This window comes from Streptomyces sp. NPDC021622 (genome assembly GCF_040640795.1).
GTDB lineage: Bacteria > Actinomycetota > Actinomycetes > Streptomycetales > Streptomycetaceae > Streptomyces.
Window position 1 is genome coordinate 438,452 of record NZ_JBFACK010000001.1, and the last position, 18,207, is coordinate 456,658.

At 71.4% G+C, this 18,207-nt stretch carries 17 protein-coding genes; 5 read left to right on the forward strand and 12 right to left on the reverse strand.

Going from position 1 to position 18,207, the window contains the following annotated elements:
- Positions 1–96: 96 nt before the first annotated feature.
- The 5 genes from AB0G47_RS01985 to AB0G47_RS02005 all read right to left on the reverse strand — a co-directional run bounded on the left by AB0G47_RS01985 (position 97) and on the right by AB0G47_RS02005 (position 7,036).
- Positions 97–720, reverse strand: a complete 624-nt coding sequence (locus AB0G47_RS01985; protein ID WP_266867793.1) for a GntR family transcriptional regulator — start codon at positions 718–720, stop codon at positions 97–99.
- A gap of 137 nt (positions 721–857) precedes the next feature.
- Complete coding sequence (sucB, locus tag AB0G47_RS01990; protein WP_360763093.1) at positions 858–2,621, reverse strand: 2-oxoglutarate dehydrogenase, E2 component, dihydrolipoamide succinyltransferase; 1,764 nt, start codon at positions 2,619–2,621, stop codon at positions 858–860.
- Between the two features lie 64 nt (positions 2,622–2,685).
- On the reverse strand, positions 2,686–4,074 hold the full coding sequence (gene lpdA, locus AB0G47_RS01995) for a dihydrolipoyl dehydrogenase (RefSeq protein WP_360763095.1): 1,389 nt from the start codon (positions 4,072–4,074) through the stop codon (positions 2,686–2,688).
- 298 nt (positions 4,075–4,372) lie between these two features.
- Positions 4,373–5,914, reverse strand: a complete 1,542-nt coding sequence (locus AB0G47_RS02000; protein WP_360763097.1) for a leucyl aminopeptidase — start codon at positions 5,912–5,914, stop codon at positions 4,373–4,375.
- Between the two features lie 339 nt (positions 5,915–6,253).
- Complete coding sequence (locus tag AB0G47_RS02005; protein ID WP_360763099.1) at positions 6,254–7,036, reverse strand: adenosylcobinamide-GDP ribazoletransferase; 783 nt, start codon at positions 7,034–7,036, stop codon at positions 6,254–6,256.
- Between the two features lie 136 nt (positions 7,037–7,172).
- On the opposite strand from AB0G47_RS02005, the gene AB0G47_RS02010 reads away from it, so the two are divergent.
- Positions 7,173–7,931 carry a hypothetical protein gene (locus tag AB0G47_RS02010; RefSeq protein WP_360763100.1) on the forward strand — a complete coding sequence of 253 codons (759 nt, stop codon included), beginning with the start codon at positions 7,173–7,175 and terminating at the stop codon, positions 7,929–7,931.
- Here the strand turns inward: AB0G47_RS02010 and AB0G47_RS02015 are convergent.
- The 3 genes from AB0G47_RS02015 to cobT are packed head-to-tail and all read right to left on the reverse strand — an operon-like array spanning position 7,877 to position 11,489.
- Positions 7,877–8,590, reverse strand: coding sequence for a hypothetical protein (locus AB0G47_RS02015; protein WP_360763102.1), 714 nt, complete (start codon positions 8,588–8,590; stop codon positions 7,877–7,879). The genes AB0G47_RS02010 and AB0G47_RS02015 overlap by 55 nt on opposite strands.
- Positions 8,587–10,353 carry a phosphatidylglycerol lysyltransferase domain-containing protein gene (locus AB0G47_RS02020; RefSeq protein ID WP_360763104.1) on the reverse strand — a complete coding sequence of 589 codons (1,767 nt, stop codon included), beginning with the start codon at positions 10,351–10,353 and terminating at the stop codon, positions 8,587–8,589. Before AB0G47_RS02020 ends, AB0G47_RS02015 begins: the two co-directional genes overlap by 4 nt.
- Positions 10,354–10,409: 56 nt before the next feature.
- The gene (cobT, locus tag AB0G47_RS02025) at positions 10,410–11,489 is read right to left on the reverse strand and encodes a nicotinate-nucleotide--dimethylbenzimidazole phosphoribosyltransferase (RefSeq protein WP_360763105.1); all 1,080 of its coding nucleotides are present in this window, start codon (positions 11,487–11,489) and stop codon (positions 10,410–10,412) included.
- Between the two features lie 143 nt (positions 11,490–11,632).
- Between cobT and AB0G47_RS02030 the strand changes: the two genes are divergently transcribed.
- On the forward strand, positions 11,633–12,373 hold the full coding sequence (locus AB0G47_RS02030; RefSeq protein WP_360763107.1) for a class I SAM-dependent methyltransferase: 741 nt from the start codon (positions 11,633–11,635) through the stop codon (positions 12,371–12,373).
- Positions 12,374–12,391: 18 nt separating this feature from the next.
- Here the strand turns inward: AB0G47_RS02030 and AB0G47_RS02035 are convergent, their stop codons facing one another.
- Entirely contained in the window at positions 12,392–13,591 is a 1,200-nt protein-coding gene (locus tag AB0G47_RS02035; protein WP_360763109.1) for a bifunctional adenosylcobinamide kinase/adenosylcobinamide-phosphate guanylyltransferase, read from the reverse strand.
- A gap of 90 nt (positions 13,592–13,681) precedes the next feature.
- On the opposite strand from AB0G47_RS02035, the gene AB0G47_RS02040 reads away from it, so the two are divergent.
- Complete coding sequence (locus tag AB0G47_RS02040) at positions 13,682–13,903, forward strand: hypothetical protein (RefSeq protein WP_360763111.1); 222 nt, start codon at positions 13,682–13,684, stop codon at positions 13,901–13,903.
- Between the two features lie 63 nt (positions 13,904–13,966).
- Here the strand turns inward: AB0G47_RS02040 and AB0G47_RS02045 are convergent, their stop codons facing one another.
- From AB0G47_RS02045 to AB0G47_RS02055, 3 genes are all read right to left on the reverse strand, one after another.
- Positions 13,967–15,019 carry a trypsin-like peptidase domain-containing protein gene (locus tag AB0G47_RS02045; RefSeq protein ID WP_360763113.1) on the reverse strand — a complete coding sequence of 351 codons (1,053 nt, stop codon included), beginning with the start codon at positions 15,017–15,019 and terminating at the stop codon, positions 13,967–13,969.
- A 165-nt stretch (positions 15,020–15,184) separates the two neighbouring features.
- Complete coding sequence (locus tag AB0G47_RS02050) at positions 15,185–15,892, reverse strand: methyltransferase domain-containing protein (RefSeq protein ID WP_360763115.1); 708 nt, start codon at positions 15,890–15,892, stop codon at positions 15,185–15,187.
- 74 nt (positions 15,893–15,966) lie between these two features.
- Entirely contained in the window at positions 15,967–16,641 is a 675-nt protein-coding gene (locus AB0G47_RS02055; protein WP_360763927.1) for a DUF3043 domain-containing protein, read from the reverse strand.
- A gap of 221 nt (positions 16,642–16,862) precedes the next feature.
- Here AB0G47_RS02055 and AB0G47_RS02060 point away from each other — a divergent pair, with 221 nt between their 5' ends.
- Positions 16,863–17,654 carry a PspA/IM30 family protein gene (locus AB0G47_RS02060; protein ID WP_266867823.1) on the forward strand — a complete coding sequence of 264 codons (792 nt, stop codon included), beginning with the start codon at positions 16,863–16,865 and terminating at the stop codon, positions 17,652–17,654.
- Between the two features lie 35 nt (positions 17,655–17,689).
- On the forward strand, positions 17,690–17,968 hold the full coding sequence (locus AB0G47_RS02065) for a hypothetical protein (RefSeq protein ID WP_360763118.1): 279 nt from the start codon (positions 17,690–17,692) through the stop codon (positions 17,966–17,968).
- Positions 17,969–18,207: the final 239 nt, after the last annotated feature.

Here is an 18,207-nt window from a genome sequence, read left to right on the forward strand (position 1 = left end):
GCGGGCACGCGGTGCCTTCGATTTAAAGGGTTCCCGCAGGTGAGAGCACGTATGAGCGGGTCGGCCACGGATGAGCGGGAGCCCTGCGGGAGGGGGTCAGGCGCGCGGCGCGCAGCCGAGTACGTGGGCCTTCACCAGGTCCGCGATCGCGGGGTCGCGGCGCCGGAAGGCCGACACCAGGGCCTCGTGCTCCTCCGCGTACGACTGCTGCACAGTCCCCAGCCAGCGGATCGACAGCGCGGTGAAGACCTCGATGCCGAGGCCCTCCCAGGTGTGCAGGAGCACGGAGTTGTCCGCGGCCCGCACCAGCTCCCGGTGGAAGCCGACCGTGTGCCGCACCTGCGCGGTGCCGTCCGCGGCCCGGTCCGCCTCGTACAGGGCGGCCACATGGGGCTCAAGGGCCGAGCAGTCCTCGGCCAGGCTCTCCGCGGCCAGCTCGGCGGCGATCGCCTCAAGGCCCGCACGGACCGGGTAGCTCTCCTCCAGGTCGGCCGCCGTCAAGTTGCGTACGCGTACACCCTTGTTGGGCGCGGACTCGATGAGCCGCAGCGTCTCGAGCTCCCGGAGAGCTTCACGGACCGGGGTCTGCGAGACCTCGAGCTCCACGGCGATCCGGCGCTCCACGATCCGCTCGCCCGGCTTCCAGCGCCCGCTGACGATCCCCTCCACGATGTGCTCGCGGATCTGTTCGCGCAGCGAGTGAACAACGGGCGCGGTCATGTGGGCTCCTCCGGCAGGGGCAGCGCCCCAGGGCGTGGTGACCCCTAGACAATACGGCGACGCCCCCGTCCGGAAACCTCCGAACGGGGGCGTACGCGCTGATGAGACGAGTCTTACAGCCCTACGGGGCGGTAGGACTACAGACCGAGCTCGACCTCGAACTCGCCGGCCTCCAGGATCGCCTTGACCGCGGTCAGGTAGCGGGCGGCGTCCGCGCCGTCCACCAGACGGTGGTCGTAGGAGAGCGACAGGTACGTCATGTCACGGACGGCGATGGTCTCGCCGAGGTCCGGGTGGTTGATGACGACCGGGCGCTTCACCGTGGCACCGATGCCGAGGATCGCGGCCTGGTTCGGCGGCACGATGACCGTGTCGAACAGGGCGCCGCGCGAACCGGTGTTGGAGATCGTGAAGGTGGCGCCGGACATGTCGTCCGGGGTGAGGCCACCGCCACGGGCCTTGCCGGCCAGCTCGGCGGTCTTCTTCGAGATACCGGCGATGTTCAGGTCGCCCGCACCCTTGATGACCGGCGTCATCAGACCCTTCTCGGCGTCAACGGCGATGCCGATGTTCTCCGAGTCGAAGTACGTGATGGTGCCTTCGTCGTCGTTGATCCGGGCGTTGACGACCGGGTGGGCCTTCAGCGCCTGGGCGGCGGCCTTGACGAAGAACGGCATCGGGGAGAGCTTGACGCCCTCGCGAGCCGCGAACGAGTCCTTCGCCTTGGCGCGCAGCTTCATCAGCTTGGTGATGTCGACCTCGACGACCGAGGTCAGCTGGGCCTGCGAGTGCAGCGCCTTCATCATGTTGTCGCCGATGACCTTGCGCATGCGGGTCATCTTGACGGTCTGGCCGCGGAGGGGAGAGACCTCCAGGGCCGGGGCCTTCGACGCAGCCGGGGCAGCGGCGGCGGCCGGAGCCGGGGCGGCCTTCTTGGCCTCGGCGGCGGCGATGACGTCCTGCTTGCGGATGCGGCCACCGACGCCGGTGCCCTTGACGTCCGCGAGGTTCACGCCGTGCTCACCCGCGAGCTTGCGGACCAGCGGCGTGACGTACGCGCCGTCCTCGGCGGGCGAGGTCGCGGCGGGCGCGACCGGAGCAGCCGGGGCGACGGGGGCCGGGGCGGCCGGAGCCGGAGCGGCGGGCGCGACCGGGGCCGGAGCCGCGGGCTGAACCGGAGCCGGAGCGGCAGCGGCGGGAGCGGCCGGGGCGGCAGGCGCGGCCGGAGCCGGAGCCGGAGCCGGAGCGGCCGGGGCAGCCGGAGCCGCGGCGGCCGGAGCGGCACCCGCGGCGCCGATGACGGCGAGCTTGGCGCCGACCTCGGCGGTCTCGTCCTCGCCCACGACGATCTCGAGCAGCACGCCCGCGGCCGGCGAGGGGATCTCGGTGTCGACCTTGTCGGTGGAGACCTCGAGCAGCGGCTCGTCCTCGGCGACCTCTTCGCCCACGGCCTTCAGCCAGCGGGTGACGGTGCCCTCGGTGACCGACTCGCCCAGGGCGGGCAGCGTCACGTCGGTGCCGGTGGCGCCACCGGCCGGGGCGGCGGCCGGAGCCGGGGCCTCGGCGGCGGGCGCCGGAGCGGCGGGGGCCTCGGCGGCCGGGGCCGGAGCGGCCGCGGGGGCGGGCTCGGCGGCCGGAGCCGGGGCGGCAGCGGGGGCGCCGCTGCCGTCGTCGATGACGGCCAGCTCGGCGCCGACCTCGACCGTCTCGTCCTCGGCGACCTTGATGGACGCCAGGATGCCGGAGGCCGGCGACGGGATCTCGGTGTCGACCTTGTCGGTCGACACCTCGAGCAGCGGCTCGTCGGCCTCGACGCGCTCGCCCTCGGCCTTCAGCCAACGGGTGACAGTGCCCTCGGTGACGCTCTCGCCGAGCGCCGGAAGGGATACGGAAACCGCCATGGTTTCAGTTGCTCCTTACGAAATTGCGGAAGTCTAGGTCGTCGCGCCCGAAAACTGAGGGGGCTCAGTCGTGGGAGTGCAGCGGCTTACCGGCCAGGGCCAGGTGGGCCTCGCCCATCGCCTCGTTCTGCGTCGGGTGGGCGTGGATGAGCTGCGCGACCTCGGCCGGCAGCGCCTCCCAGTTGTAGATCAGCTGGGCTTCGCCGACCTGCTCGCCCATGCGGTCGCCGACCATGTGGACGCCGACCACGGCACCGTCCTTGACCTGGACGAGCTTGATCTCGCCCGCGGTCTTGAGGATCTTGCTCTTGCCGTTGCCCGCCAGGCTGTACTTGAGGGCGACGACCTTGTCCGCGCCGTAGATCTCCTTGGCCTTGGCCTCGGTGATGCCCACGGAGGCGACCTCGGGGTGGCAGTACGTCACCTTCGGCACGCCGTCGTAGTCGATCGGGACGGTCTTGAGACCGGCCAGGCGCTCCGCCACCAGGATGCCCTCGGCGAAGCCGACGTGCGCGAGCTGGAGGGTCGGCACCAGGTCGCCCACGGCCGAGACGGTCGGGACGTTGGTCTGCATGTACTCGTCGACCAGGACATAGCCGCGGTCCATCGCGACGCCCTGCTCCTCGTAGCCGAGACCGGCGGAGACCGGGCCGCGGCCGATGGCGACCAGAAGCACCTCGGCCTCGAAGGTCTTGCCGTCGGCGAGGGTCACGCGGACGCCGTCCTGCGTGTACTCGGCCTTCTCGAAGAAGGTGCCGAGGTTGAACTTGATGCCGCGCTTGCGGAACGCGCGCTCAAGAAGCTTCGAGGAGTTCTCGTCCTCGACCGGCACGAGGTGCTTGAGGCCCTCGACGACGGTCACCTCGGCCCCGAAGGACTTCCACGCCGAGGCGAACTCGACGCCGATGACGCCGCCGCCCAGGATGATCGCGGACTTCGGTACGCGGTCCATGACCAGCGCGTGGTCCGAGGAGATGATGCGGTTGCCGTCGATCTCCAGGCCCGGCAGCGACTTCGGCACGGAGCCGGTCGCGAGGAGCACGTGGCGGCCCTGGACGCGCTGGCCGTTCACATCGACGGAGGTCGGGGACGACAGCCGGCCCTCGCCCTCGATGTACGTCACCTTGCGCGAGGCGATGAGTCCCTGCAGGCCCTTGTAGAGGCCCGAGATCACGTCGTCCTTGTACTTGTGGACGGCCGCCATGTCGATGCCCTCGAAGGTGGCCTTCACACCGAACTGGTCCGCCTCGCGAGCCTGGTCGGCGATCTCACCGGCGTGCAGCAGCGCCTTCGTCGGGATGCAGCCGTTGTGCAGGCAGGTGCCGCCGACCTTGCCCTTCTCGATCAGGGCGACGTCCAGGCCCAGCTGCGACGCGCGCAGTGCCGCGGCGTAACCGCCGCTACCGCCGCCGAGGATCACTAGGTCGAAAACGGTGCTGGCGTCGTTCGCCACGTCACGTCCTCCATGCATGTGCGCCGTACGCCGGACCGCTCTTCCCGGTGGGACGACCGGTCGGTCGGCTGGTATTCGGCCGCTCTTGTTTCGGCCCTGTGGTGGGGGCCCTGTCCTGCCGAGAACCCATCTTCGCACTTGTCGGCGGGAGGTGGGACGGCGGGCCGGGCTGTGAGACGTCTGATTCGACACGTCCAGGGGTTACCAAGGTGTACGAACGTACGGATTTCGTTGTGGGCGAAACCGCGTGGGGCCCCGGACGTACCTGCCGTCCGGGGCCCCACGCAACGTACGCAAATCAGCCGAGGTCGCCCGCGGCCGTGCGCTCCGCGAGCCGGACCAGGGTGCGGACCGCGGAGCCGGTGCCGCCCTTGGGCGTGTAGCCGAACGGTCCGCCCTCGTTGTAGGCAGGGCCCGCGATGTCCAGGTGCGCCCAGGTGATGCCCTCGCCCACGAACTCCTGCAGGAAGAGACCGGCCACCAGACCGCCGCCCATGCGCTCGCCCATGTTGGCGATGTCGGCGGTGGGGGAGTCCATGCCCTTCTTCAGGTGCTCGGGCAGCGGCATCGGCCAGGAGTCCTCGCCCGCCTCCAGGGAGACGTCGTGGATCGCGGCGCGGAACGCGTCGTCGTTGGCCATGATGCCGAAGGTGCGATTGCCGAGCGCCATCATCATCGCGCCGGTCAGTGTCGCCACGTCGACGATCGCGTCGGGCTGGTCCTCGGAGGCCTTGGCGATCGCGTCGGCCAGGACGAGCCGGCCCTCGGCGTCGGTGTTGAGCACCTCCACCGTCTTGCCGCTGTACATCCGCAGGACGTCGCCGGGGCGGGTCGCGGAGCCGGACGGCATGTTCTCGGCGAGCGCGAGCCAGCCGGTGACGTTCACCTCGAGACCCAGACGCGCGGCGGCGACGACGGCGGCGAAGACGGCCGCGGCGCCACTCATGTCGCACTTCATGGTCTCGTTGTGACCGGCGGGCTTCAGCGAGATGCCGCCCGAGTCGTACGTGATGCCCTTGCCGATGAAGGCGAGGTGCTTCTTCGCCTTGGACGACGTGTACGACAGCTTCACCAGGCGCGGCGGGGCCTCCGAGCCGACGCCGACACCGAGGATGCCGCCGAAGCCGCCCTTGGCGAGCGCCTTCTCGTCCAGGACCTGGACCTTGATGCCGTGCTCCTTGCCGGCCGCGGTGACGACGGCGGCGAAGGCCTCGGGGTTCAGGTCGTTCGGCGGGGTGTTGATCAGGTCGCGGCAGCGGTTGAGCTCCTCGGACACGGCGGTGGCGCGCTCGACCGCGGCCTTGTACGCCTTGTCGCGGGGCTTGCCGCCGAGCAGGGCGATCTCGGCGAGCGGCCCCTTGGAGTCCTTGGCCGCCTTGCCGTTCTTGCCCTTGGCGGAGCCGTTCTCCTTGTACGCGTCGAACGAGTACGCGCCGAGCAGCGCGCCCTCGGCGATCGCACCGGCGTCGTCGGCGTCCTCGGTGGGCAGCGCGAACCCGGCCTTCTTCGAGCCGGTCAGGGCGCGCGCGGCGGTGCCGGCGGCGCGGCGCAGGGCGTCGGTGCCGTACGTCTCGTCCTTCTCCGGCACCGTGCCGAGACCGACCGCGACGACGACCGGAGCCTTGAAGCCGGACGGCGCGGGCAGCTTCGTCACCTCGCCCTCGGCGCCCGAGGCGCCGAGGGTCTCCAGGACGGACGCGAGCTTGCCGTCGTACGCCTTGTCCACGGACTCGGCGCCGGGCGCTACAACCGCGCCCTTGGCGCCCTTCGCTACACCGACGACGATCGCGTCGGCACGCAGGCCGGACGCGGCGGCGGTGCTGAGAGTCAGAGCAGTCACGGTGGTGAATTCTCGCTTCCGTTGAGTTCCTTGGCCGATGGGGTTGGGTCGACCGGGCCCGGCGCCGGTCTGGAACGGGCCGGAAGGGCGCCGGACATGAGCCTACGCGCGTCGAGCCGATTCGATCGTGCCAGCGCAGATTCATCCGAACGTGTCGTCGTTTTCATGTTTGGCACGGGCGTTCACGATGGTGTACGCAGTGTGAGCGGGTCGTCGCACAGCGGCCCCTCCGGCGCGGTGAGCCCGCGTCACCTCCCGTACGGTGAGCCCGCGTCAGCCCGACATCGACGGCTTCGACCACTCCAAGGCGACCGTCGCGAGGCCTGTCCCTCAGCTCCCTCAGCCGAGGGCCAGGACGACCAGGGCCGTCGTCGCGGCGGTCTCGGCGAGGGCGCCGAAGACGTCGCCGGTGATGCCGCCGAAGCGGCGGACGCAGTGGCGAAGGAGTAGTTCGGCGGCGCAGACCGCGAGGACGACGGCGGCCGCGTACTGCACGGTCTCGTACGTTCCCAAGGGCACGGCGGCGGCCGCGGCGGCCGCGGTGACGGCGGCCGCCGTGAGCAGCGCGGCCTTCCGCGGGACGGTGCCCGCCACGGCGGCGCCGAGACCCTCCGGGCGGGCCGCGGGCACGCCCGTGCGGGCGGCCAGGGTGAGAGCGAGCCGGGCCGCCGCCGCGGAGACGACGGCGGCGAGGGTGCCGCGGGTCCACGAGGCGTCGTAGAGCTGGAAGAGGACGGCGACCTGGGCGAGCAGCACGAAGAGCAGCGTGATGACGCCGAAGGGCCCGACGTCGGACTGCTTCATGATCCGCAGGGCGTCATCGGCGGGCTTGGCGCTGCCGAGACCGTCGGCGGTGTCGGCGAGGCCGTCGAGGTGGAGGCCGCGGGTCAGCGCGGCGGGGGCTGCGGCGGTCGCCACGGCGGCGAGGAGGGGGCCCGCGCCGAGGGCTATGAGCGCACCGCCGAGTGCCGCGGCGAACAGCCCCACGGTGACGCCGGCCAGCGGGGCGCAGAGCATCCCGGCGCGGGCGGCTTCGCGGTCCCACCGGGTGACCGTGACCGGCAGCGCGGTGAGGGTGCCGAAGGCGAAACGGGGGCCGTCGGCGGGGGAGGTTCGGGGCACCGCAGGAGGGTACCTGGGGCTGCAGGGCAATCGAGTGGGTGGGCGGGAAAGATCCGCCGCGAAGCGGCGGCACAGGAAAGCCCCCACTCGCCCGCAGCGAAATGCGGCAACCGGACCCCCGGCCCAGGATGGCCCCATGGCCGACTGGTGGTACCGGAACATCACGGAGCCGGGAAAGCTCCCGCTCCTCCTGGCCCTGCTCTCCTTCGTCGTCACGTTCCTCGTCACCCGCACCATCACCCGCCTCATCCGCGCGGGCAAGGGCCCCTTCCGGAACGTCAGCTCGGGCGACGTACACATCCATCACGTCGTACCCGGCATCTTCCTCATGCTCGTAGGCGGCTTCTGGGCCGTCGCCGCGGGCAGCCACAGCCTGGGGCCGATGCTCGCGGCGGTCATGTTCGGGACCGGCGCAGGACTCGTCCTGGACGAGTTCGCGCTGATCCTCTACCTCGACGACGTCTACTGGGGCGAACAGGGCCGCAAGAGCGTCGAGGTGGTGATGCTCACCGCGGCCCTGGTGGTGCTCATCCTCACCGGCTTCACCCCGTTCGGCGTGGACGACCTGTCGCCCGATGAGCGCAGCAACCGCGCCGTGCTCGCCCTGAACGTCGCCTTCAACTGCTGCTGCGCCCTGGTCGCCCTGGTCAAGGGCAAACTGCAGACGGCGCTGATCGGCATGGTGATCCCGCTGGTCGCGCTGGTGGGCGCGATCCGCCTCGCCCGCCCGGGATCGGCATGGGCCAGGCGCTTCTACCGCAACCGGCACCGCGCCCGTGCCCGGGCGGGCCTGCGCGCCTACCGCCACGACCGCCGCTGGGCGGGCCCGCGCCGCAAGGTTCAGGACTGGATCGGCGGCAAGCCCGACACGGAACTCGTGCGCCCGCGCCGCTGAAGCGCCGCCGAACAGCCGCACAGCACAAGGACGGCCGCGATCGCCGCCAAGTGCTCCTTGCCCGCGAGGTTGCTCTTGACGAAGACCTCGATCACCATCACGGCGATCACCAGGGCCCCCGTGAACCACGCCCGGTACCGCCAGCACACATAGACCGCGAGCCCCACCACGGCGGCGGACGGACCGGTGTCGACGACCTGCGCGTCGGACGCGGGAAGCCCCAGCGGGTTGCCGGGACCCCACGCGATGCCCACGCGCGCGTAGAGCGTGCCCGCGAGGGTGGCCGCGTAGCCGATGAGGAGCGTGCGCCACCAGCCGACGCAGATCTCGGCGATGCCGAACACCAGCAGGATCTGCGCGAGCGCGCCCCAGACGGGCAGGTCGAGCGCGGGTACGAAGAGCGAGAGCGGGGTCCGCAGGAGGGCGAGCCAGAGCGGGTCCTCGGCCCGTACGGAACCGATGTTCTGGACGAACTGGTAGCCCCAGGGCTGGTTCTGGACGAACTGGCACAGGGCGGTGAGACAGACCGCGGCGAGCGTCATCGGCGCCGCCCGCCACCGCCGGGCCACGATCCCGTCCCGTACGGCTGCGTACAGCGGGCCCCACTCGTCGCGGGCCATGCGGGACAGGGACCGGGAGAGGGACGGGGCGGCGCTCATCGTCGGGACTCCAGATGCTTGCGGTGCAGCCACTTCGGCAGGCCCGGCGCTTCCAGGAAGCCCTCCGCGCGGGCCGACGCGATGCCGATGCGCGGCAGGTCGCCGCTCTTCTCGAAGAGAAGGAAGCGCGGCTCCCAGATCGGGCGGTACTTCGCGTTGGCCCGGTACAGCGACTCGATCTGCCACCACCGGGAGAAGAAGGTGAGCAGCGAGCGCCACAACCGCAGGACCGGGCCCGCGCCGAGCCGCGAGCCACGTTCGAAGACGGACCGGAACATCGCAAAGTTCAGCGACACCTGAGTGACGTTGATCTCCGGGGCGCGCTGGAGCAGCTCGATGACCATGAACTCCATCAGGCCGTTCTCGGCGTCGCGGTCGCGCCGCATCAGGTCGAGGGAGAGCCCGCGAGGCCCCCAGGGCACGAAGGAGAGCACCGCTCTCAACTCGCCGGCACCTTCCCCCGCGCGGCTGTCCCTGCATTCGAGCATCACGCACCGCCCGTCGGCAGGATCGCCGAGCCGCCCGAGCGCCATGGAGAAGCCGCGCTCGGTGGCCCCGTCGCGCCAGTCGTCGGCGCGCTCAAGCAGATACGCCATCTCGTCGGCCGGAATGTCCTCGTGACGGCGGATCCGCACCTCGTACCCGGCGCGCTTGACCCGGTTGTACGCCTGCCGGACGGTGCGCATGGCCCGCCCCTCCAGCGTGAACTCCGCCGTCTCGACGATGGCCTCGTCGCCCAGCTCCAGCGCGTCGAGTCCGTGCCGCGCGTAGATCGTGCCCGCCTCCTCGCTCGCCCCCATCACGGCCGGGATCCAGCCGTGTTCGCGGGCGTCGGCGAGCCAGGGCTCGATGGCGCCCGGCCAGGCCTCCGGGTCCCCGATGGGATCACCGGAGGCCAGCGAGACGCCCCCGATGACCCGGTAGGCGACCGCGGCCTTGGCGCTCGGCGACCACACGACGCTCTTCTCGCGGCGCAGCGCGAAGTACCCGAGCGAGTCGCGCTCCCCGTACTTGTCGAGCAGCCCGTGCAGCTTGGCCTCGTCGTCCTCGGTGAGCGGGTCGACGGCCTTGCGGGAGCGGAAGGCGGCGTACAGCACGGCGAGCAGGAGGAGCGTGCTGAGCACGTTGATGGTGACGTTGACCCAGCCGGGCGTGGCGATGCCCTCGAACCGTGTGTCGTCGGCGGCGAGCGAGACGAGCCGCATGGTGCCGTAGCGCCAGCGGTCGAGGAAGGTCGAACGGTATTCGTCGTGCGCGTGGTTGGTGACGGTGACCAGGAGCGCGGCGATCAGCGAGGTCACGAGCAGACCGCCGACCGCGACGGCCGCGGCGAGCCTCGGGTTCGACCGGTCGCCCTTGGCGTAGAACTCCCGGCGCCCGACGATCAGCGAGGCGACGAAGGCGGCGGTCAGGACGAGGGAGATCCAGTTCTGCGCGTGCTGACGGATCTCCGGAAAAATCATCGCGAACGCGAAGAGCAGCAGAAAGAGACCGCTGAGTACGAGGTTGAGAATCCAGGCGGCGCGTTTGCGGCGGCGCATCGTGATGGCCAGGAACATCGTGAACGCCCCCGAGGCGAAGCCTGCCGTCAGCAGATACGGGGTGAAGTAGTTCTCGGTGTTGTGCCGCCGCAGATCCTGCCCCAGGGAGACCCAGACCGCGCTCAGAAAGTTGATGAAGGTGACGGCGCGCAAGTACCAGACACTGAAGCCCGCGGCGATCCGCCGATTACGCCCAGAAGAAACATCCGGCTCATCTCCCATGAAAAGGGATCATATGGGGCGTGATGTCCTTGTTGGGGGCAGGCGTTCCGGGGTGCCTACTCCTCAGGTGCGGCCGCAGCCGCAGATGCGGGCGCCCGCTCCGGCAGCTCGGCGGAGAGCGCGGCCGCGGCCCGTACCAAGGGAAGTGCCAGCAGCGCCCCCACCCCCTCGCCGATCTTCACGCCCTGCTCGAGCACCGGATCCAGCGCCATCCGGTCAAGGGCCTTCGCCTGCGCCGGCTCCCCGCTGGCATGCCCCGCGAGCCACCAGTCCGGCGCCCGGAAGGCGACCCGCTGGGCCACCAGCGCGGCCGCCGAGGCCACGACGCCGTCAAGAATCACGGGCGTACGCCGCACCGCGCACTGCAGCAGGAACCCGGTCATGGCGGCGATGTCCGCCCCGCCCACCGCCGCGAGCAGCTCCAGCTGGTCCCCGAGCACGGGCCGCGCCCGCCGCAGCGAGTCACGGACCGCCGCGCACTTGCGCATCCACGCCAGGTCGTCGATCGGCGAGCCGCCACGGCCGGTCACCACGGACGCGTCCGTCCCGCAGAGCGCGGCGACCAGCGTCGCCGCGGGCGTCGTCCCGCCGACGCTCACATCGCCGAGCACGACCAGATCGGTGCCGGAGTCGGCCTCCTCGTCGGCGACGGCCATCCCGGCCCGCACTGCCGCCTCGACCTCCTCGGCCGTCAGCGCGTCCTCGATGTCGACGCGCCCCGAGCCGCGCCGCACCCGATGCCCCGCCACCTCGGCGGGCAGCTCGGCCGGGTCGCAGTCCAGGGCCATGTCGACGATCCGGACGGGTACGTCGAGCCGGCGCGCGAGCACGGCGACAGGGCTCTCCCCGGCGAGCACGGAGCGCACCAGTTCGGCCGCGCTGCCTGCGGGCCTGGCGGAGACATCGAGCTCGGCGACCCCGTGATCGCCCGCGAACAGGATCACGCGCGGCCGCTCGATCGGCCTGACCGGAACCGACGACTGGGCGGCGGACAGCCACTCGCCCAGTTCGTCGAGGCGCCCGAGCGCCCCGGGCGGCACGCTCTGCCGTTCCCTGCGCTCTTCGGCGTCGCGCCGCACCCCGCCGTCGGGGCGCTCGATCAGGTCGGTGAAGTCGTCGAGATTCAGCGAGCTCATTCGCCGAACAGTACCGGGAGGGTCGGGGCCCCGCGTGGTCGCCTCCGTGGTGTCATTGCCCTGGTGTCGATCATCCCTTACATGCCGTTTCAAAGGGATTGTCGTACTGCTCGAACCGCCGGACAGAGGAGCCCTCCATCCCCATGGACGCCGCCCACGCCGCCGCAGCCCAGGCCGAGAAGGTCCTCGCCGCCCCGCATTCGGCCGCCCGCCGCCACCGGGCACGCGCCCGCGCGATGGGCCGCTTCACCGAGCCCGAGAGCTGGCTGGACATCGACACCGGACACGGGGACTTCCCCGCCGCCGCCAAAGAGGTCCACCCGTACACCGCGTTCGACGGGCTCGACCGCACCGAGCGGGTGGAGTGGGGCCGCGCGGCGGGCCGGGTGGAGGAGGCCCACCGGGGACTGCTCACCGATCTCGCGCCGAAGCTCGCGGGGCGCTACGACGCGCTGAGCATGTTCCACTACCTGGAGCGCAGCGCCGACCCGCGCATCGAACTCATCGCCGCCCGCACGGTGTTGCGGCCCGGCGGCCATCTGATGATCGAGGTCCCCGTCCCGGAGAGCCGGTATGCAAGGCTGCTCGCCAAGGGCTGGATCCGGCCCGAGCCGCACCACCGCATCCCGGCCACCGCGCTCCGGCGCGAGCTGGAGAGCCTGGGCTACACCGTCGTGGCCGCCGACCGGCGCGAGCCGCACATCCCGCTCGACCTGACCGCCGGCCTCGCCGTCACCCTCGGCCGCATCCGCGCCGCGGCCCGCCTCGCGATCCCGCTGCTCGCCGCCGCCGCCCTGGCCGACCGGCTGCTCGCGCCCGTGGTCAGCCGCACCCGGTTCTCCAACGCCTACCGGATCATCGCCCGCAGGAACCCGGACGCATGAGCGGCCGGGTCGGTCCCGTCAGCCCCGCAGGACCAGCGCCTGGCCCGCCACGACCATCAGGACCTGCTCGCACTCCGCCGCGAACGCCGCGTTGAGACGGCCCAGTTCATCGCGGTAGCGGCGGCCCGACGCGGTCGCGGGGACGATCCCCGAGCCGACCTCGTTCGAGACGGCGACGACCGTGCGCCGGGTCACCCGCACCGCGTCCGTGAGCTCGGCGACCCGCTTGCGAAGGGCACGCTCGCCGCCGCCCGCCCACTCGGCGTCGTCCCACGCGTTCTCCTCGTCCATCGCGTACGTCAGCCACAGCGACAGGCAGTCGATGAGCAGGGGAGGCCCGTTCTCGGCGAGCAGGGGCACCAGATCGCAGGTCTCGGCGGTGCTCCACGAGCCCGGCCGCCGCTCGCGGTGCGCGCTCACCCGGTCCGCCCACTCGGAGTCGCCGTTCCTGGTCCCGCCCGTCGCCACGTACAGCACATCGGGGAACGCCTCGAGCCGCCGCTCGGCCTCCACCGACTTCCCCGACCGGGCGCCGCCCACGACGAGGGTGCGCCGCGGCACGTCCGGTACGTCCTCGTAGGCGCCGACCACCAGCGTCGAACCGTCCGGCACGGCCCGCGCACCGGCGGCCGCGAGCCTGCGCCGCAGCTCCGCGCCCGGCGGCACCTCGTCGCTCAGATGGACGGCGATGACGTCCGTCGTCGGCCCGATGGCGCCCGCCGCCCGCAGCCGGGCGAGCCCGTCGGGGCGCCCGATGACATCGGCCACGACCATCTCGTACGCGGGATGGTCGTCCGGCACTCCGGACGGCGCACCGCCCGGCGGCAGATACAGCAGCCGCTCCCCGTCGGGCCCGACCACCTCGTACCCGGTGCCCGGGTGGTCCATCGCCACCGCGCGCACCCGGTGCCCGGTGAGCAGCGCGAGCTCCCGCCCGTCCGGGACCCGGCCCGGCTGCGGCAGACCGGCCGGCACCTCCACCAAGGGTCCGTCGTGCGGATGGGAGAGGAGAACCTGGCGTACGCCGCCGAGCGTGTGCCCGGAGCGGGCGGCCGCGAGGGCGGCGCCAGGGGTGAGGTCGAGCAGCAGAACGCCGTCGACGAGGAGCGCGGTCGCGGCGCGTGCGGCGTCGCCGAGCGCGGTCGCGCAGGCCGCGCAGGGGCAGCCGGGGCGCGGCAGGCCTTCAGGGGCGCCGGTGCCGAGCAGAGTCAGTTCCACGAGAAGATCCTCCCGCGTCGCCGCGAGCACCGCTCGCCCGGCTAGGCTTCAAGCGGCTTGAGACAGCTGTCGGACCATCGGGAGGCTGGCATGGCGGCATGGACGTGGCGGTTCGAGAAGGCGGACGGGACGGAGGTCCAGCCCGCGCTGCAGCCCGAGGAGTTCACCACTCAGGGCGACGCGGAGTCCTGGATCGGCGAGTACTGGAAGGAGCTCGCCGAGGGCGGCGCCGACCAAGTGACGCTCTTCGAGGACACGAGCGAGATCTACGGGCCGATGAGCCTGCACGCGCAGGACGCGGCGCAGGGCTGAGCCGGGCCTGGACGTGAGGGAGGCGGTGGCCGACGTGTCGGCCACCGCCTCCCTCACGTCCGGCTACATCTCGCCCAGCGTGACGTCGACGGTCTTCTCGGCGCCGTCCCGTACGTACGTCACCTCCGTCTTGTCGCCCGGCTGCTGCCCGGCGAGTGCCTCGGAGAGCGAGGTGATCGTGGTGATGTCGGCGTCGCCCACCTTGGTGATGATGTCGCCGGTCTTGATGCCGGCGTCGGCCGCCGCACCGTCCTGCTGCTCCTTCACCACGGCGACGCCCGCGGGCCGGTAGTCGTCGCCGAGCACGGTCCGCCCCGTGATGCCGAGCGCGGCCCGGCCCGAGTCGGTGACCTTGCCGTCCTTGATGATCTGGTCGGCGACCGTCTTCACCATCGAGGACGGGATCGCGAACCCGATGCCGGGCGCCGCGCTGTCGCCCATCTCCGGGTCGGTCGCGGCGAGCGTCGGGATGCCGATGACCTCGCTGTCGAGATTGACCAGGGCGCCGCCGCTGTTGCCCGGGTTGATCGCCGCGGATGTCTGCACCATGTTGGCGATGGTGGCGCCGGTACCGCCGCCCGAACTGCCCTCGCTGACGGTCCGGCCGGTGGCGGAGACGATGCCCTGCGTGACGCTGGACGAAAGACCCAGCGGCGAACCCATGGCGAGCACGATCTGCCCGACCTCGGCCTTGTTGGAGTCCCCGAACTTCGCGGCCTTGAGCCCGCTCGGCATGTCGTCGAGCTTGATGACGGCGAGGTCCTGCTCCGGGTACGCGGCGACGAGCTCCGCGCCGAGCGTCAGCTCACCGGTGGCCGTCGTCACCTTGAAGCTCTGCTCCTTGCCCACGACATGGGCGTTGGTGACGATGTGCCCCTTGCCGTCGTAGACGATGCCGGAGCCGAGACTGTCGGAGGCCTCGATCTGCACGACGGACGGCAGGACGTCCTCGATGACCTGCTGGTAGTCCTCCTGCAGATCGTTCGCGGCGGCGGGCGCGGCCTGCGTGGTGGACTCACCGGAGTCCCCGGGGCCGGAGCTTGAGCAGCCGCCGAGAAGGAGCCCTGCGGCGAGAGCGGCGGCCACGGTGACGTTACGGGTGCGCGAGACATTCATGCCCTGAGTGTCCTGTTCACCCCCGTATGTTGCCCTGAGATATGGGGCCGATCAGGGGGGCTTGCGCAGTCGATTGTCCGCACTCGTTGTGGGCAGGCGTTCCGCACGGCGGAACGGGTGGGCACAACGCCCCACTGCCGAGCACCGATCAACGAGGCGGTGCCCCTAGTCCCGTACCCCACACACATGCAAAAGCGCCGCGACCCGGCGGTAGGGGTCGGTGCGCCCCGCCCGCTCCTCGGCGGCGAGCAACGCGGACAGCTCGGCCTCCGCGGGCACCCCCGCGTCATCCGCCGCCGTATCGGTGAAGACCCGCACGCCGTACCAGGCATGCAACGGCGCCGCGATCCCGGCGAGAGACGCCACCACCGCATCGAGCCGGTCCGCCCGCGCCTCGATGCCGATCCGGTTCCGGTACGACGTCGAGTCGAACGCGGCCAGCGCCCCAGCCCAGTCACCGGCCAGCCCCGGCCGCATGGCCAGCGCGTCCGCGTTCCGTACGAGCAACGAAAGCAGCCCCCCGGGCGCCAGCATCCGGGCAAGCCCCGCGAGCAACGCGTCCGGCTCCTCGACGTACATGAGTACGCCGTGGCACAGAACGACATCGAAGCTGCCCGGCAGGAAGTGCACCCCGGTCTCGTGCCCGTCGCCCTCGACGATCCGCACCCTCCCGCGGATGCCCTCGGGCTCCGCGTCGAGCGCCGTACGCGCCGCGGCGACCATCGTCGGATCCTGCTCGACGCCCGTCACCTTGTGACCGGCACGCGCGAGCCGCAGCGCCTGCGTGCCCTGACCCATGCCCACGTCGAGCACCCGCAGCCGCTGCCCCACGGGGAAGCGCCCTGCGATCTGCTCGTCGAGCTGCCGGGACACCAGCTCCTGGCGTACGGCATTGCGCAGACCGCCCAGCTTCTCCAGCCAGGCGGCCGCCCCGCCGGCGAAACCGCTCAGGGCCGCTCTCCGCGCTTGACCTGCGGCTTGGGCAGTCGCAGTCGGCGCATCTGGAGCGTACGCATCAGGGCGTAGGCGACGGCGCCCTTCTTGCTCTCGTCGGGGAAGCGCTCGGCAAGGCGCTTCTTCAGACGGAACGCGGTGGTGACCGAGTCGACGATGATCAGGACGATCACGAAGAGCCAGAGCAGCAGCGCGATGTTCTGCAGCTGCGGGATCCGGACCATGCTCAGTACGAGGATGATCACGGCCAGCGGCAGGAAGAACTCGGCGATGCAGAACCGCGAGTCCACGAAGTCACGGGCGAACCTGCGCACCGGACCCTTGTCGCGGGCGGGCAGATAGCGCTCGTCACCGCTGGCAAGCGCCTGGCGCTGCTTGTCCATCTGGACACGGCGCTCGTTGCGCTGCCGCTTCGCCGCCTCCTTGCGCGTCACAGGCGTGTTGGCCACGCTGCGGCGCTGGGTCTGGGCCTCACTGCGCTTGGGCGTGGGGCGGCCCTTCGGGGCCTCGGGGTCACGGGGCTGCTGGGAGTCGGTCACCGGGGCCTTGCTCGCCGGGGCCTTCTCGTCCTTGGATCGGCTACGGAACACAAAACCCAAGGGTACGGGGTGCGGGGGTGTGGACCCCAGTCCGAGTGGGAACGATCCGGCAACACCGGGCGTCTTGATTATGTGTCTACGGGGACGTTCGGTGTAGTTTGCATGCGCTTTGCGGGCGGATCACAGGGGTGCACCTACTCCCTACGCCGGAGCGCGGCGGGACGCAGTCGTCCTTGGGGATGAGCGCATCCGCACGCGAACAGTGCGGTAATGGATGCAGGGCCCGTACTGTGGGTTCTGTTGCAGTACCTGGAGCTGAGAAGTCCGTCAGAAGGGGGCGCGCGAAGCCCATGAGCGGTGTCATGAAGCGTATGGGGATGATCTTCCGCGCGAAGGCGAACAAGGCCCTTGACCGGGCCGAGGACCCGCGCGAAACCCTCGATTACTCCTACCAGAAGCAGCTGGAGCTGCTGCAGAAGGTGCGCCGTGGTGTCGCCGACGTGGCGACGTCCCGCAAGCGCCTGGAGCTGCAGCTGAGCCAGCTCCAGAAGCAGTCGTCGACCCTGGAGGACCAGGGTCGCAAGGCGCTCGCGCTCGGCCGTGAGGACCTGGCCCGTGAGGCCCTGTCCCGCCGCGCCGCGCTCCAGCAGCAGGTGACGGACCTGGAGACCCAGCACCAGACGCTCCAGGGCGAGGAGGAGAAGCTCACCCTCGCGGCGCAGCGACTCCAGGCCAAGGTCGACGCCTTCCGTACGAAGAAGGAGACGATCAAGGCCACGTACACCGCCGCGCAGGCGCAGACCCGGATCGGCGAGGCCTTCTCCGGCATCTCCGAGGAGATGGGCGACGTCGGCATGGCCATCCAGCGTGCCGAGGACAAGACCGCGCAGCTCCAGGCGCGGGCCGGCGCGATCGACGAGCTGCTCGCCTCCGGTGCCCTCGACGACTCCTCCGGTCTGGCCAAGGACGACATCCAGTCCGAGCTGGATCGCCTCTCCGGTGGTACTGATGTAGAGCTGGAACTGCAGCGCATGAAGGCGGAACTGGCCGGCGGCTCGACGCCGAAGCAGGCCATCGAGCCGGGTCAGGGACAGCCCCAGGCCCAGCAGCCGCAGGACACTCCGCGCTTCGACAAGCAGTAGCCCTGCGCATACCGCTCACGTCCGAGGAGGGCGACATGATCGTACGGATCATGGGGGAGGGGCAGGTGAAGCTGGCCGACGGCCACTTCGCCGAACTGAACAAGCTGGACGACGAGCTGCTCGAGGAGATGGAGAGCGGCGACGAGTCCGGCTTCCGCAGGACGCTGGGCGCGCTCCTCGACAAGGTCCGGGAGCTGGGGGAGCCCCTCCCGGACGACGCGCTGGAACCTTCGGAGCTGATCCTCCCCGCGCAGGACGCGACGCTGGACGAGGTCCGCCAGATGCTGAACGACGACGGCCTGATCCCCGGCTGAGGACCCCTCCGGGGGTGGCACGGACCCTGCCGCTCCGCGCCGGCTCTTCCCCACCCACCCACCCGATCACCCGGCGGGCTCTGCATCCCCCCGCCCCGCGCCGACCGATCACGTGACAACTCCGACGTCCCACCCGCCCGCCCGATCACTCGGCAGCTCGGGCCATCCTCCGGTCCGCTGGCCCGATGACCGCGTGGCTCAGGTCTTCGGCCCGTCTCCCTGATTGCTGGGGCGCTCGA

Excerpts from the sequence above, each read along its gene's own strand:
- AB0G47_RS02015 (WP_360763102.1), bottom strand. The coding sequence starts at position 8,590 with ATGAGCGCCGCCCCGTCCCTCTCCCGGTCCCTGTCCCGCATGGCCCGC.
- AB0G47_RS02030 (WP_360763107.1), top strand. The coding sequence starts at position 11,633 with ATGGACGCCGCCCACGCCGCCGCAGCCCAGGCCGAGAAGGTCCTCGCC.
- AB0G47_RS02040 (WP_360763111.1), top strand. The coding sequence starts at position 13,682 with ATGGCGGCATGGACGTGGCGGTTCGAGAAGGCGGACGGGACGGAGGTC.
- AB0G47_RS02065 (WP_360763118.1), top strand. The coding sequence starts at position 17,690 with ATGATCGTACGGATCATGGGGGAGGGGCAGGTGAAGCTGGCCGACGGC.
- AB0G47_RS02045 (WP_360763113.1), bottom strand. The coding sequence starts at position 15,019 with ATGAATGTCTCGCGCACCCGTAACGTCACCGTGGCCGCCGCTCTCGCC.
- AB0G47_RS02010 (WP_360763100.1), top strand. The coding sequence starts at position 7,173 with ATGGCCGACTGGTGGTACCGGAACATCACGGAGCCGGGAAAGCTCCCG.
- AB0G47_RS02020 (WP_360763104.1), bottom strand. The coding sequence starts at position 10,353 with ATGGGAGATGAGCCGGATGTTTCTTCTGGGCGTAATCGGCGGATCGCC.
- sucB (WP_360763093.1), bottom strand. The coding sequence starts at position 2,621 with ATGGCGGTTTCCGTATCCCTTCCGGCGCTCGGCGAGAGCGTCACCGAG.
- AB0G47_RS02060 (WP_266867823.1), top strand. The coding sequence starts at position 16,863 with ATGAGCGGTGTCATGAAGCGTATGGGGATGATCTTCCGCGCGAAGGCG.
- AB0G47_RS01985 (WP_266867793.1), bottom strand. The coding sequence starts at position 720 with ATGACCGCGCCCGTTGTTCACTCGCTGCGCGAACAGATCCGCGAGCAC.
- cobT (WP_360763105.1), bottom strand. The coding sequence starts at position 11,489 with ATGAGCTCGCTGAATCTCGACGACTTCACCGACCTGATCGAGCGCCCC.